At 31.2% G+C, this 14,425-nt stretch carries 14 protein-coding genes; 10 read left to right on the top strand and 4 right to left on the bottom strand.

Features of this window, described 5'->3' with window-relative positions:
* Positions 1–58: 58 nt before the first annotated feature.
* The 3 genes from V9L04_RS08210 to V9L04_RS08200 are packed head-to-tail and all read right to left on the bottom strand — an operon-like array spanning position 59 to position 1,897.
* On the bottom strand, positions 59–793 hold the full coding sequence (locus V9L04_RS08210; protein ID WP_338793610.1) for a GNAT family N-acetyltransferase: 735 nt from the start codon (positions 791–793) through the stop codon (positions 59–61).
* Between the two features lie 2 nt (positions 794–795).
* A complete protein-coding gene (locus V9L04_RS08205; protein WP_338793609.1) occupies positions 796–1,245 on the bottom strand; it encodes a DMT family transporter in 450 nt (149 codons plus the stop codon).
* A gap of 55 nt (positions 1,246–1,300) precedes the next feature.
* Positions 1,301–1,897 (bottom strand): Crp/Fnr family transcriptional regulator, encoded by a 597-nt coding sequence (locus tag V9L04_RS08200; RefSeq protein WP_338793608.1) that lies wholly within the window; start codon positions 1,895–1,897, stop codon positions 1,301–1,303.
* A 44-nt stretch (positions 1,898–1,941) separates the two neighbouring features.
* Here V9L04_RS08200 and V9L04_RS08195 point away from each other — a divergent pair, with 44 nt between their 5' ends.
* The 10 genes from V9L04_RS08195 (at position 1,942) to ftsA (ending at position 12,589) form a co-directional block, all read left to right on the top strand.
* A complete protein-coding gene (locus V9L04_RS08195; RefSeq protein ID WP_338793607.1) occupies positions 1,942–2,391 on the top strand; it encodes an OmpA family protein in 450 nt (149 codons plus the stop codon).
* A 189-nt stretch (positions 2,392–2,580) separates the two neighbouring features.
* A complete protein-coding gene (locus tag V9L04_RS08190) occupies positions 2,581–3,747 on the top strand; it encodes a SpoIIE family protein phosphatase (protein WP_338793606.1) in 1,167 nt (388 codons plus the stop codon).
* A gap of 395 nt (positions 3,748–4,142) precedes the next feature.
* On the top strand, positions 4,143–4,979 hold the full coding sequence (locus tag V9L04_RS08185; RefSeq protein ID WP_338793605.1) for an isoprenyl transferase: 837 nt from the start codon (positions 4,143–4,145) through the stop codon (positions 4,977–4,979).
* Between the two features lie 75 nt (positions 4,980–5,054).
* A complete protein-coding gene (gene bamA, locus V9L04_RS08180; protein WP_338793604.1) occupies positions 5,055–7,682 on the top strand; it encodes an outer membrane protein assembly factor BamA in 2,628 nt (875 codons plus the stop codon).
* A gap of 132 nt (positions 7,683–7,814) precedes the next feature.
* Entirely contained in the window at positions 7,815–8,177 is a 363-nt protein-coding gene (locus V9L04_RS08175; RefSeq protein WP_338793603.1) for a four helix bundle protein, read from the top strand.
* Between the two features lie 149 nt (positions 8,178–8,326).
* Positions 8,327–8,905: an OmpH family outer membrane protein gene (locus tag V9L04_RS08170; RefSeq protein WP_338793602.1), complete on the top strand. Its 579-nt coding sequence runs from the start codon at positions 8,327–8,329 to the stop codon at positions 8,903–8,905.
* A gap of 67 nt (positions 8,906–8,972) precedes the next feature.
* Complete coding sequence (locus tag V9L04_RS08165) at positions 8,973–9,494, top strand: OmpH family outer membrane protein (protein WP_338793601.1); 522 nt, start codon at positions 8,973–8,975, stop codon at positions 9,492–9,494.
* A gap of 131 nt (positions 9,495–9,625) precedes the next feature.
* Positions 9,626–10,225: an OmpH family outer membrane protein gene (locus tag V9L04_RS08160; protein ID WP_338793600.1), complete on the top strand. Its 600-nt coding sequence runs from the start codon at positions 9,626–9,628 to the stop codon at positions 10,223–10,225.
* 173 nt (positions 10,226–10,398) lie between these two features.
* Positions 10,399–11,169 (top strand): cell division protein FtsQ, encoded by a 771-nt coding sequence (locus V9L04_RS08155; protein WP_338793599.1) that lies wholly within the window; start codon positions 10,399–10,401, stop codon positions 11,167–11,169.
* A gap of 76 nt (positions 11,170–11,245) precedes the next feature.
* Positions 11,246–12,589: a cell division protein FtsA gene (gene ftsA, locus V9L04_RS08150; protein ID WP_338793598.1), complete on the top strand. Its 1,344-nt coding sequence runs from the start codon at positions 11,246–11,248 to the stop codon at positions 12,587–12,589.
* Positions 12,590–12,649: 60 nt separating this feature from the next.
* On the opposite strand, the gene V9L04_RS08145 is transcribed toward ftsA, so the two are convergent.
* Positions 12,650–14,335, bottom strand: coding sequence for an Ig-like domain-containing domain (locus V9L04_RS08145; protein WP_338793597.1), 1,686 nt, complete (start codon positions 14,333–14,335; stop codon positions 12,650–12,652).
* Between the last annotated feature and the right edge of the window lie 90 nt (positions 14,336–14,425).

Below are 14,425 nucleotides of genomic sequence, written 5' to 3'. Positions count from 1 at the left end.
TAATTTTCTAGCACACAGATAAAGCATTCTGTGTGCTAGTTTTGATTTGTAGCCTTTATTATTTTTCTAATTGATAATGTTGCACCAAAAAATCTTCTGAGAAACCTATTCTTTGGTACATTTTTTTTGCCATTGAGGAGGCTTGCAAAGTTGCCAAATTCATTCCTAAACGAATAGATTCATTAAGAACTTGAGACATAATTTGATTTGCAAATCCTTTTCCTCTCTTAGTAGGCAATATTCCTAAACTGTGTATTCCAACTACCTTTTCTGTAAAATGTAATAGCACTGTGCCTACCAACTCGTCTTGAGAGTAAACAGTAAAATAATTTATTTTGTGATAGGTTTTGTTAAGAGTTTCCTCGCTTATAAGATAACCAAAACATTGCTCAAATGTGGTAGACCAAGTTTTTGCATCTACAGAATTAGTTACTTTTTTCAATATCAATGGTGTTGATACTTCAAATAAATCATTGAGGTATAAATTCATTCCATACTGAACTCCTCTTTTTATAAAACCATTCCTTGTAATCAAATCATTGTTCTTATCTCCATTTGTATCAAAATAAGAAAATATAAGCATTGATGAGTTAAGATTTATCAACTCTGATATTTTAGATAAATCTTCTGATTTAAGTTCAGCGTCATTATTTAACCAAATTTTATTGGGCCATTGAGAATTTTGGATATAACCATAACTAATGTTATGCTGAACATCATAGGTTTTAAAAATACTGCTTGTTGTTGTCCAAAGAGAAGTTAGATTAGTGATATTTGCTTGTATTGTATTCATTATTAGTTGTCGTTAATTAAAATAATTCCAGTTATTATCACTAAAATGCCTATTATTCTTTTGGTTGTGATAGGTTCTAATGGTAGATTGAGCCACCCAAAATGCCCAGCAAGTAAAGAGAAAAGAAGTTGTCCACAAAGTCCAGCAACAATCATTTTAGAAACACCTAATCTAGGAATTGTATAAAAATATAAGGAAATTCCAATGAAGCTAAAAAGTCCTCCAATAAACCATAAATACCACGGTATTTGATAAATTAGATTAAATGTTATCCTATCTTTTGTCATAGAAAAAATAAATAGACTTCCAAAAAAAGCACTACTTATTGAGGTAGCAATCACAGCTAAAACAGGTTGCTTTAATAAACTGCCTAGTTGAGAATTGAAACCAGCTTGAATGGCTAAAAAAACACCACCTGTAAAGGCTAATAGATATAAGAGTAATAATTTCATATCCCAAAATTAAGCGATAGATTTATGCTTTGCCTTTACATAGGTTGAGAGGAAATTATTTTTTTAACTCATTTCGAATACGACTGAGTTGTGTGGGAGTAATTCCAAGATTTGAGGCTATATAATGAAGAGGAACTCTTTTTTCAATATTGGGATGTTGTTCCAAAAACTCTAAATACCTTGTTTTAGCATCTTTTGTTATTATATCAATTTCACGTTTTTCTTTATCTATTACCCAGTTTTTTTCAAGATATGCAATGTAAAAGTTTTTTAGGTCAATATCTTTTGCTATCAATTTTCTATATTCATTATAATCAAAGCTAATTACTGTACAATTCTCAATTGCTTCTAAGCTAAATTCAGAAGGTTTATTGGTTAACATTGATACTGTCGAACCCACAAAATTTCCCTCTAAAAAGATATTTTTATGATAGGCTTTTCCGTCTTCGCAAATAAAATAAGCTATAATACTTCCACTGTACAACAGATAAAGTGTTTTGGCTGTTTGTCCAATAGTAAGCAAAAAATCTTTTTTATGTATATATTCAATATTTGCATTAGACTCAAGTAATGCAATAGATTCATCACTTGCAGGATAATACTGCAAAATAAATTTTTTCAAAAATTGGAAATGTTCGTCTGTTAACTTCATAGTTATTGAATCATAATTTTTGTAAAATAAATAAATTTTACCTTATGAAAATACCATTTATAATTTTATTCTTTGGATTAATTCTTAATTCATCAAATCAAACGCACCCTGCTTCATTTAGTTATGACGATGAAAAATTTTACAAAGGACAAACTAAAACTTTGGATTTGAAACAGTTATCCTGTAGAGTTTATGACAATTCAAACATTATTGTAATAGATAGTTTATATTTCTTTTTAAAGAAACATCAAGAATTGAAAATTGAGATTGCAGCTTATTCAATTTGTAGAGGAAGTGAAAAATACAATTTACTTTTTACAGAGCGAAGAGCAAATTCTATAAAACAGTTTTTAAGAGAAAAAGTAATAGATGAAAGTAGGCTTTTTGCAAAAGGGTATGGAAGATTCCTTTTCAAAGATTGCCAAGATTGCAATGAATGTAAAGAGGAAAAAGTTGAGATTACAAATGGTTTAGTAGAAGTTATACTCCTTTGAAAAAATAAAAAATAGATTGGTAAAATAGTTTAATTAAAACATAGAATTATTCAGTTTTTATATAAAGGTTTTTCAAAAAAAAAACGTATATTGTTAAATCTATTTGTTTTAGAATTTAGGATTAAATTCTTCTAAGTAAATGTTTAAGCACCTCGTCTGCTAAAATTAATTTATCCCTTTTACTATTAAATGCCTGTATATTCTAGAAAATCTTATACTTTTAAATATTCTTTATTTGGTATAGCATTTGGTTTTTGTTTTCCTGTTTTTTCCTTACTCTTTGATACTTTATTTCTCAAAGACTTGCCTTTTAGTGCTGAGAGTTTTGTAAGTATTCATCATCTAAATCCACTTCATTTTATAATAGATAGTGCGCCTATTTTTTTAGGAATAGCTTTTGGATTTGCAGGACGTAATCTTGATGAAGTAACTGAAGTAAGACAAGATGTAGAAACATATAATGAAGAATTATTACAACAAAATCAAATTGTTACACAGTATTCGCACGAGCTACAAGCGCAAAGTGATAAAATAAAAGACCAACGTGTACAAGTAGAAAAACTTTTTTCTGATATACAAGCAAGTGTTCGTACTGCTGAAAGGTTGCAACTTGCTCTTCTTCCAGACCTCTCAAACTTGCAAGCTGCTTTTGATGAAGTATTTATTTTCTATAAGGCAAAAGATATTATTAGTGGTGATTTTTATTGGTTCAGAAGTGTTACTCTAGAAAACAAAGAGTATAAAATAATAATTGCAGCAGATTGTACAGGACACGGCGTACCAGGAGCAATTATGACAATTGTAGGTTATTTTTTGTTAGAAAGAATAATAGAAAAAGAAAAAATTGTAATGCCTAACGAAATTTTAGAAGCTCTTAATGAAGGCATTACAGAAGCATTTACATCCTCTTCATCTTCAGATAGAAGTATAAAAGTAAGAGAAGGAATGGATGCATCTATTTTAGTTGTGAATGAATCAGATAAAAAATTATATTACGCAGGTGCAAATCGTCCTCTTTATTATAGAAGTCCTATGGATGAAACTATTCAAGTGATTAAAGGAAGTCGTGCTGCACTAGGAGGAGAGAGAAGAAAGAAAGAAAAAATATTTACACTCAATACTTTAGAATATCAAAAAGGGAGTCATTTTTACTTATTCTCTGATGGCTACCCTGACCAGTTTGGAGGAAAAAATGATAAAAAATTTGGAAGTAAACGTTTTCGTCAACTTCTAAACGAAAATCCTTCTGAATCAATGAGTCAAATACATAAAGAAATAAAATCTGCCTTTGAAACATGGAAATACCAAACTTCACAAACAGATGATGTAGTGGTGGTAGGAATTAAAATAAAGTAATAATGTGAATAAGTCATACTTTATCTACAGAAATATATTTCAAAAGATAATTTATCCTAACTCTTCGTTTTATCTATTTACATTTTTTAAGACAGTAAATTTATTCCAATTGCCACACTTCTTTACTTCCTTTCGTCTTTCTAACAATTAGGTAAGTTTTTGTCTTCTTAGTCAAGAACTTCAATAATTTTACTAATTAATATGCCTTTTTGAAGGTTTTGAGAAAATAGAAAACTGAATTTGGTGAATCTTTTTGTAACTTGCGCCCCAAATTATAATGTCTTAAATCTGACTAAACTACAAGTAGTATAGTTTTGTTACGAAAGTAATCTGTAACTAGGCATTTAAAAGGTGGTTATAATAACCAAAAGGAAAGCAAAAAGGCAAGTTAAACTATGAAATCAGCTAAAAAAGAAAACACTTCAAAAAAGATAGAAAACTTTACAGCATTTGTTCCAATATCTTCTCGTACAAAAGAAGAAGTACAAGAATTATTGGATAAAAGTCGTATGCCTTCTCACGTTGCTCTTATCATGGATGGAAACGGAAGATGGGCAAAACAAAGAGGTTTTTCTAGAATATTTGGACACAAAAATGCTGTCAAAGCAGTCAGAGAAGCAATAGAAGGCTGTGTGGAAATGGGCGTAAAATACCTAACTCTCTACACATTTTCTACTGAAAACTGGCAGCGTCCTGAAGATGAAATAAACGGATTGATGCAGCTTTTAGTTTCAACATTGCGAAGTGAAGTAAAAGAGTTGAGTGAAAAAGGTGTGAAATTGGGAGCAATAGGTGAACTAGAATCTCTTCCTAATAAATGCCAAATTCAGCTTGATGAATCTATTGCCAAAACAGCACACAATGATAGACTAGTTTTGACACTTGCTTTGAGTTATAGTGGACGTACAGAAATGAAAACGGCTATTCAAAAAATTGCTAAGAAAATAGAACAAGGAGAAATTAAATCAAGTCAAATAGATGAGGATTTAATTGCAAATCATCTTTATACAGCTTCTATTCCTGATCCAGAACTTCTTATTCGTACAAGTGGTGAGATGAGAATTAGTAATTTCTTACTTTGGCAACTTGCCTATTCTGAACTTGCTTTTCTAGATGTTCTTTGGCCTGATTTCAGAAAAATACATTTATTTGAAACGCTCCTCAGTTATCAAAATAGAGAAAGACGTTTCGGTAAGACAAGCGAACAATTCGAAGACAAATCAAACACATAAAAATAACACAATAAATAATAATAGTCAAATATCAAATTAGCTCTAAAAAATAAAAAGTTTGTAGTAACTACATTTATGAAAAAGCTACGCTATTCTACTCATTCACTATCTTCATACGATTTTATGTATTCATATAATTCATTGCATTCTATAAAAAATAAATACTCAATTAGTTTTGTTTTTTTTCTTCTTATCTCTTTTTTATTTTTGAGCAGTTCTGTATCTGTTTTTGCTCAAACAACTCCTTTTAAAGGTTTGGGAGGATTTGAAACTACCTCTACAAAAGATTTTGATTATGCTAACCCAAAAGAATATACCATTGGAGGAATTAGTGTAAAAGGAGCTAGTTATCTTGACCCAAATGCACTTATTTCACTTACAGGGTTGCGTATTGGAGATAAAATAAAACTTCCAGGAGAAGATATTGGACTTGCTATTCGCAAACTTTGGAAACAAGGACTTTTAGGAGATGTTAGCATAGAAGTAGACAAAATTGAAGCTGAAAAAGTATTTTTAAAACTTATCTTAACAGAAAGACCTAGACTTTCTCGCTTTGAGTTTACAGGAATACCTAAAGGTCAAAAAAGCACATTAAAAGACAAAGTAACACTTGTTCGTGGACGTATTGTCAATAATGTTATTCTCAAAAATACAGAAGTAGCTATCAAACAACATTACATTCAAAAAGGATTTAGAAATGTAGAAGTTAATATTGTTCAGAAAAAAGATACTACTTTAGCAAACAGTGTTCGTTTAGAGATTGATGTAAACAAAGGCAAAAAAGTAAGAATACAAGACATTGAAATTGAAGGAAATGCAGCAATTACAGATAAAAAGCTCAAACGTAAACTCAAGAAAACAAAAGAATATTCACCTTTGAATATATTTAGGTCTTCCAAATTTATTCCTAGTGAATTCAAAAATGATAAGAAAAGCCTTATTGCTTATTATAATAAAGAAGGATATAGAGATGCTTATATTATTTCAGATACTGTCAAAACAGTAGAAGACGGAGTAAAAATAAAAATGACTGTCAATGAAGGAAATAAGTACCACTACAGAAACATTACTTGGTCAGGCAATTATATTCATTCTGATACTCTTTTAAATTCTGTTCTAGGTGTTCGTAAAGGAGATGTTTATAACCCAGAAGATTTACAAAAACGTATGTCTTATAATCCTACAGGTTTGGATATTACTTCTCTTTACATGGATGATGGTTATTTATTCTTCAATGTTCAACCAATTGAAGTTAGAGTAGATAATGATTCAATTGATATTGAAATGAGAATCTATGAAGGCGACCAAGCAACAATTAGCAAAGTAATTGTTACAGGAAATACTCGTACAAGAGATCATGTTATTCTGAGAGAAGTTTATACATTACCAGGTCAGAAATTTAGTCGTTCAGCACTTCTTCGTACACAACAACAACTTTCTCAGTTAGGCTATTTTGATGCAGAAACAATCGGAATCAACCCAATTCCAAATGTAGCCGACGGAACTGTAGATATTCATTATTCAGTAGAAGAAAAACCAAATGACCAAATCGAACTTTCTGGTGGTTGGGGAGGTGGAGCAATTGGCTTTATCGGAACACTAGGACTTACCTTTAACAACTTTTCTTCTAGTCGTTTATTAGACTTTAGTTCGTGGTCACCACTTCCACAAGGAGATGGACAACAAGTTTCTTTACGTTTTCAAGCAAGTGGACGTCAGTTTCAAACTTATTCATTCTCTTTTACAGAACCTTGGTTAGGAGGTAAAAAACCAAACTCATTCTCTGTTAGCTTACAACATTCAGTTCAGAATCAGATTAGTAGTCTTACTAGAGAAAGCACAGGTAACTTTCAAGTTTCAGGTATTACACTTGCATTAGGTCGTCGTTTAAGAGTTCCTGATAACTATTTTACACTTAGTAATTCATTGGCGTATCTGCGTTATGGTCTAAATAACTATACAAGAGCTAATTTTAGAAATATTACTGATGGTAGTTTTAATAGTATAGTTTTCAATACTACTCTGTCACGTTCAAGTGTAGATAGTCCAATTTATCCTCGTAATGGAGCAAGTATTTCACTTAGTGTAGGACTTACACCTCCTTTTTCTTCCTTTAGAAATATAAATTATGAAACAGCAGAAGATTCAGAAATTTTTAAATTTGTAGAATATCACAAATGGATGTTTGATAATTCGTGGTACACACCAATTGTGGGTGATTTGGTGTTTAGTGCAAGGTCACACATGGGCTTTATTGGTTCATATAATAAAAAAGTTCCTATTAGTCCTTTCGAACGCTTTATTTTAGGTGGTTCTGGTTTAGGATTTGGTAACTTACTTTTAGGTTCTGATATTGTAGGACTGAGAGGTTACGAAGATAATTCAGTTGTTCCGAGTGATTCTAGAAGTGAAGGTGGTGTAGCTTATAATAAATTTGTAATGGAACTGCGTTATCCTGTTACTCTTAATCAAGCTGCTTCTATTTTTGTACTTGCTTTTGCAGAAGGTGGAAACAACTGGAGTAGCTTTAAGACTTTTCAACCTTTTGATTTGAAACGTTCGGCAGGAGTTGGCGCACGTATCTTTATGCCTGCTTTTGGTCTCTTAGGTATTGACTGGGCGTATGGTTTTGACCAAATACCTGGAAATCCAAATGCAAATGGAGCGCAATTCCACTTTACTATTGGACAAATGATTCGTTAAACAGTTATCAGTAAATAGTTACCAGTAATCAGTTTTTTACAGTAATCAGTTACCAATTATCAGTAACCAGTTAATTTCTAATACAGAATTAATTACTTTTGGAATTGAATTATTAAATGAAAAAAAGAGCTTATGGAAAAAGGCAAGAGTTTGGTTTATGATAAGGCGTATCTTTTTGCTATTCGTATTGTAAAAGCATTTCAGTTTTTACAGAATGATAAGCGAGAATATAACTTATCAAATCAACTCGTTCGATGTGGAACTTCCATAGGTGCAAATATAGCAGAGGCAAACGGTGCAATTTCTGATAATGATTTTTCTGCAAAAATGAGTATTGCTTATAAAGAATGTTTAGAAACTAAATATTGGCTCAATCTTTTGAAAGATACAGGCTATATAGACATCAAAATATTTGAAAGTATGATAATCGATGCAGAAGAAATTTCTAAAATGCTATTTGCTATCTTAAAAACAACAAGAATCAATAAACAGTGACCAGTCAATTTCTATATGACTATAAACTGAAACTAAAACAGTCAATTTATCTTAGTAATTGTTAAAATATACGTATTAACTGGTTACTATTAACTGATTACTGGTAACTGTAAAAAACTTGGCAATGATTTTGAATTTTATACTTATATATGATGAAAATTCCTTTTAAAAAAAATATCGCTTTTACTTTTTCTACTCTTTTTTTAGTAGGATTATTTGCTTTGAGTAGTTTTAATACAGCTTCTGCACAGCGTTTTGGTTTTATTGATTCTCAAAAAATATTAGAGCGTTTGCCCGAATATTCACAAGCCAATACAGAGCTTGAAGAAATGACAAAGCAATGGAAAGCCGAACTAGCCAAGAAAGAACAAGAAATATTGGATAGTCGCACAAAATTGGAAGCTGAAAGAGTGCTTCTGACAGAAGAAATGTATGTCGAAAAACAAAAAGAAGTTCAGAAAAAAGAAGGTGATTTGATTGCTTACCGAGAAAGTATCTTTGGTGCAAACGGAATGCTTTTTAAGAAAAGACGTGAACTTATTCGTCCAATTCAAGACAAAATAATGGAGGCTGTTCGTATTGTTTCCTTACAAAAGAAGCTTCATTTTATGTTTGATAAAGCAAGTGACTTACACATGCTTTTCTATGACGATACTTATAACTTTACTGATTTTGTCTTAGAAGAATTAGGAATACAAGACCCTAATATTTCTATTGATAAAGGATAAACAAGTAATTACAACAATAAAAATAAATTTCCCTTCAAACTCACTTAAAACAAATTGTATCAAAATTATGAGAAAAATAATTTTATCTCTAAGTCTTTTATTTGCTTTTGTAGTATTCCAAAATACACAAGCAACAGCTCAAAACCTTAAAATTGGTTATGTACAAGTAGATTCGGTAGCTAGTATGATGCCTGAATACAAAGCCTCTAGTTCAGAATTAGAAGGATTACAAAAAGTAATTCAGAAAAATTTGCAAGGAGAATATCAAAAATTACAGGCAAGACAAGAAGAATTGAAAAAAACGGTAACAAACGAACAACAACAAGCTGCTGCACAACAAGAACTTCAAGAGTTGTTTGCAAAATTTGAAGATCAACAGAAGCAAGCAGAAGAGCGTTTTAATAAAAAACAAAATGACTTACTTTTTCCTATCTACGCCAAAATCCGTGAAGCAATTAAAGAAGTAGGAAAGGAAAATAACTATGTTCTTATTTTGAATGAACTTGATGGTACAAATACTGCCTATATTTTATATTCAGCAGAAGGAACAGATATTACTGACCTAGTTGTCAAAAAATTAGGACTTTAATCAACTTCTGAATTCTCACAACAATTAAATTTAATTAATTACTTACCTTTGCAGAATTATTTTTATGAAAGCCTACTAATAATAGAGGAAAATCATAAAATCTATATAATTCATTTATCATAAAACAAACGATGAAAAAGATATTCCTTTTACTCACTTTATTTGTGTTCGTTGCTTCAGTGCAAGCACAAGATATAAAAATTGGTTATACAAGTGCTTATTTGATTTTGCCTCACGTTCCTGCTTATATGAAAGCGCAAGACTCACTCAAAAAGACTGAAACTGCTCTTACAAATACGCTTATGGAGAAACAAAAAGAGTTTGAAGCTAAAGTAAAAAAGTTTGAAGTGGATCGTCAAGACCCAAATGCAATTCCTGTTCTTTTAGAAACTCGTGCAAGAGACTTACAAAAAATGCAACAAGAAATTGCACAAGAGCGTGATCTATACACTCAAGAGCTTCAAAAGATGCAATCTGCATTACAAACTCCAATCCTTCAAAAAGTAAAAACTGCTATTGAAGAAGTAGGAAAAGAGAATGGCTATACATTTATTTTGAGTAGTCAAGACGGAATGGGACAAGATAACTTTTTGTTCTCTACTGATAAAATTGATGTAACTCTTTTGGTTTTGAATAAATTAGGCATAAAAATGACAGCAGAGCAGTTAGAAGCTGCAAATGCTAAATTAGAAGCAGAAGCAATAGCTGCTGAAAAAGCTGCTCAAAACTAAGATTAAAATTGATTTTTTAAATCAGACAAAACCTTATTCTGAAAAAGAATAAGGTTTTTTGCTTTTTTGATAGAAATACGATAGCTTTATTTGATTAATTACAAACCTATACCGTTTTCAAAATCTTATAGGTTTAAGTGGAGTTGTAGAAAATTTATGTTATATTTAAAATCATGAAAATATCTGTAAAAATAATCTTATTTGTTTTAGTTATTCTTGTTACTATTGCAGCAACAGAAGTATATCAACGTGGACAAATGATAGATAGTGTCCATATTTTGGTACGCAATGCAGCACAAAATCCTCAAGATACTTCTCATTTTTTGACAGAAGTAGAAATATTAAAATTGGTTCGTCAGGATGCAAAAATTGATGTAAACAACCTCAAAGTTAAAGAGATAGATACCGAAAAAATTGAAAACTCCATAAAAACCAATAACTTTGTAGCAAGTTGTCAAGTAGCTATAGATTCAAAAGGAATTTTACATATAGAAGTAGAAGAACTCAAACCTCTTGCACGAATTTTGAACAAAAACTCAGCAAATGGTGCTTATATTACCGAATCAGGAAAACTAATTCCTCTTTCTACTAATTTCACAGCACGAGTTATGTTACTTTCTAGTCAGAAAAGTAATGATACAGAGCTTTTGGATACTGCTTTTTGGAGAACTCCAGATGGAAAATTATTTATAAATGCTCTCAAAGAAATAGATAAAAGAACATTTTGGAAAGCTCAGATTACACAACTAGAAAGAGATAGTAAAGGAAATTTGATAGCTTATCCACAAGTGGGCGAACAGCTCATTGAGTTAGGCTCAGCTAGAAATATGGAAGATAAACTTACTCGTTTGAAAACGTTTTATGATAAAATTATTCCAATAAAAGGATGGGGAAGTTATCAAATGGTAAGTGTTAGATACGACAATCAGATTGTCTGTAAATAAACTTTAAAATATAAAATCAATTAATGATGTCAATCGTTTTCATAAAAACAAGACATTCATTTTTATATAAAGACGTATGCAAAATCAAAGAATAGTAGCAGGATTAGACATCGGAACAACAAAAATTTGTGTTATCGTAGGCAGAATGAATGAATACGACAAACTAGAAGTATTAGGCGTAGGACAAGCTGTTTCCGAAGGTGTAAAAGAAGGAATTATTAGCAACATTAATAAAACGGTTGCAGCCATTACGCAAGCTGTGGAAGAAGCTGAACGTAATTCAGGCGTAAATTTGCGTATCGTAAACGTAGGAATTGCAGGAAAGCATATCAAAAGTTCGGTGCATCATGGAGGCATTACAAGAAGCTCAAAAGATGGTGAAATTACTCCTTCTGATGTAAATCGTCTTACAAATGATATGTATCGCATCGTAACTGAAGCAGGAACAGATATTATTCATGTTATGCCTCAACATTATACTGTGGATTATGAACCAAATATAAAAGACCCTGTCGGAATGGCTGGCGTAAAGCTAGAAGCTGATTTTCATATCATTACAGCTCAAACAAATGCGATTCGAAACATCAAAAAATGTGTTCAGCGAGCAGGTTTAGAAATTGAAAATCTGATTCTTGAACCGTTGGCATCTGCACTTTCTGTTTTGAGTGAAGAAGAAAAAGAAGCGGGGGTTGCTATTGTTGATATTGGTGGAGGAACTACTGATTTGGCTATTTTTATTGATGGAATTATTCGTCATACTTCCGTTATTCCATTTGGTGGAAACATTATTACTTCGGATATCAAACAAGGTTGTGCTGTAATGCAAAATCAAGCAGAATTATTAAAAGTAAAATTTGGTCGTTGTTTGGCTAAAGATGCACCTGATAATGAAGTAGTTTCTATCCCAGGGCTTCGCAATCGTTCTTCAAAAGAAATTTCTATCAAAAATCTGTCTTATATTATTGAGGCAAGAATGGAAGAAATTGTAGAACTTGTTTATAGTGAAATCGTTCGTTCGGGTTACAAAAATCGATTGGCTGGTGGAATTGTTCTTACTGGTGGAGGTTCGCTTTTACAGTATTTGAAAGAACTTTTTGAGTACAAAACAGGCTTAGATGTTCGTATTGGTTATCCAAACGAATATTTGGGAAGAAGTCAGTCAGATTCGGTCAAAAATCCAATGTATGCAACAGGTGTAGGCTTAGTTTTGGCAGGTTTTAGAACGTTAGATGACAGAGATGTTTATCAAAGAAATTATGATCAAATAAGCCAAACACCAACAACAGGTTATGAAATTAATAGCCAAGGACAAGAAGTAAAAAAACAACCTGAGAAAGTAGCAGGAGGATTTTTTGCAAATATCTTAAAAAAGACAAAAGAACTTCTCATTGATGATTTTGATGATAAAAGCACCTATTAATAAAAATAAAAAACAGACTTAAACTTTACTTTAAGTCTGTTTTTTTTGATTGAAATTAAATTAGTAACCCAAATCTATATTTATATCTTCCAGTTCCCAGTTCGCCTTGAGTTCTAATTCTCTTGTTAGGGTTAGAACAGGTTCAGGTATAGTACGTTCTTTAAAATCTCCGTTATCCCATTTTCCATTTGCATTTGTATCAACAAGCACTCGTATAGTCTTTTTTCCAGGTAATAAATTTTCAAACCTATATTTTCTTATGTTTTGAAGTGTCTGTTCTACATTTCCTTTAGCATCAATTACTTCAATGATAAAATTGTCATATTTACCTAAAACTTCGCCACTAATTACACCATAATCAGATAATTTTCCCTGCGTATATTCTAAATTTTTATTGTCTTTTAGGGTATCATTTTCTACTGAAACAAAAGTATTTGAACGAATTTGTAATTGAAATGCTTTTTCTTTTTCAGTAGAAAGTTCTATTGATTTGATAAATGAAATTTCAGTTCTGTTTTTATTAAACTTCCAATCTGCTGCTGTGGTTCGGTTTCCCGTGCTATCTCCCTTAAAACCTATTACAATACTATCATATTGCATAGTTAGGATAGGCTTACTAAATAGAAATTTCAAATTAAGTCCTTCTGTAGGAATAATAGGAGTGTTTGAGGGAGGATCTTCTCGGAAAGTAAAAGGTGATTCACGAGGTTTTCTAACTGTGCCAAACTGAACAGTTAGAGTTGTATCAATTCTATTTCCAATCGAATCTGTAAAAGACATGAGAGCAGAAATAGAATCTTCTGTATTCATATTTCGATTATAAAAATTGATATATTCGTCTTGTAAAACAGGATAAAATAAGGTATCATAATCAGCGTCTTTTCCTTCATCTTGATATTCAATGGTATAATCAGCTACATTCTTATTAAATTTGATTTCAAAATACTGTGCTCGTTGCCTTGCACCTGACAATTTAAAAGGTAAAATATCATATCGTATTACTTTAAAATCAACTCCTGAATAGCTTGATTTTATTTGCAAAGGCTCTTCATAAAACCCAATCAATTCAGTATTTTTGTTATAAATGTAATCTCTTTTGTCCTTAGGTTCTACCAAAGCATAAACTTTATACTTTCCAGCTTTTATATTTTCAATAGCATATCTTCCCATCGAATCAGTCAAAGAAAAATAAAGAGGACGACGGTTATCAATATCAAAAGAATCTGCTTCACTATCATTATAGGCATATAGTCCTACCATGGCGTTTTCTAGCTTATTTCCTCTCATAAGACTTGAAACTGTTCCTGTAATGAGTAAAGAATCTATTTTATCTCCTGTGCTGAAAGCAAGTTTGATATTTTTAGGAACATTTTTTTCATTAAAATCAACTACTCCTTTTCCAAAAGAAAATGTATAAGTTGTATTTTCTGCAAAAGGTTTATCAAACTTTAAAGTCAGACGATTTCTTTTGACAGTTGATTTATATGTACCCTCTATAAAAGGCGAAATTTGTAACTCTTCTTGTAACTTTTGTGTTGTAATATCTTCATCAAACTCCAAAATAATCATATCGCCATTAAAATTAGTCGATTGGTCATTTGGATACGTAGAAATGAGTTTTGGTGGTGTAATATCCTTCAAGCCTCCTGTGGGCATACTTTGGCTTGCACAAGCAGCTAAGAAAAAAATAAACGTAATAGAAGCCAACAGATAAGTAAAAGGGCAAACGAAATGATTGAATTTCATATATTAACTAATCGAATAATGTCAGAATAAAAAGTTGTAGCTGAATAATTCTTCAAAATTACTAAATTCGTTTAGCAAGAACAGTATTTC

The organism is Bernardetia sp. MNP-M8 (assembly GCF_037126285.1).
In the GTDB taxonomy this organism is placed as follows: Bacteria; Bacteroidota; Bacteroidia; order Cytophagales; family Bernardetiaceae; genus Bernardetia.
Note: the sequence above shows the minus strand (reverse complement) of the source record. Positions and strands in the feature narration are given on the sequence as shown.

Bases quoted from the DNA above. Each gene is read 5' to 3' on its own strand.
- V9L04_RS08210 (WP_338793610.1), bottom strand. From the start codon at position 793: ATGAATACAATACAAGCAAATATCACTAATCTAACTTCTCTTTGGACA.
- V9L04_RS08205 (WP_338793609.1), bottom strand. From the start codon at position 1,245: ATGAAATTATTACTCTTATATCTATTAGCCTTTACAGGTGGTGTTTTT.
- V9L04_RS08200 (WP_338793608.1), bottom strand. From the start codon at position 1,897: ATGAAGTTAACAGACGAACATTTCCAATTTTTGAAAAAATTTATTTTG.
- V9L04_RS08195 (WP_338793607.1), top strand. From the start codon at position 1,942: ATGAAAATACCATTTATAATTTTATTCTTTGGATTAATTCTTAATTCA.
- V9L04_RS08190 (WP_338793606.1), top strand. From the start codon at position 2,581: ATGCCTGTATATTCTAGAAAATCTTATACTTTTAAATATTCTTTATTT.
- V9L04_RS08185 (WP_338793605.1), top strand. From the start codon at position 4,143: ATGAAATCAGCTAAAAAAGAAAACACTTCAAAAAAGATAGAAAACTTT.
- bamA (WP_338793604.1), top strand. From the start codon at position 5,055: ATGAAAAAGCTACGCTATTCTACTCATTCACTATCTTCATACGATTTT.
- V9L04_RS08175 (WP_338793603.1), top strand. From the start codon at position 7,815: ATGGAAAAAGGCAAGAGTTTGGTTTATGATAAGGCGTATCTTTTTGCT.
- V9L04_RS08170 (WP_338793602.1), top strand. From the start codon at position 8,327: ATGATGAAAATTCCTTTTAAAAAAAATATCGCTTTTACTTTTTCTACT.
- V9L04_RS08165 (WP_338793601.1), top strand. From the start codon at position 8,973: ATGAGAAAAATAATTTTATCTCTAAGTCTTTTATTTGCTTTTGTAGTA.
- V9L04_RS08160 (WP_338793600.1), top strand. From the start codon at position 9,626: ATGAAAAAGATATTCCTTTTACTCACTTTATTTGTGTTCGTTGCTTCA.
- V9L04_RS08155 (WP_338793599.1), top strand. From the start codon at position 10,399: ATGAAAATATCTGTAAAAATAATCTTATTTGTTTTAGTTATTCTTGTT.
- ftsA (WP_338793598.1), top strand. From the start codon at position 11,246: ATGCAAAATCAAAGAATAGTAGCAGGATTAGACATCGGAACAACAAAA.
- V9L04_RS08145 (WP_338793597.1), bottom strand. From the start codon at position 14,335: ATGAAATTCAATCATTTCGTTTGCCCTTTTACTTATCTGTTGGCTTCT.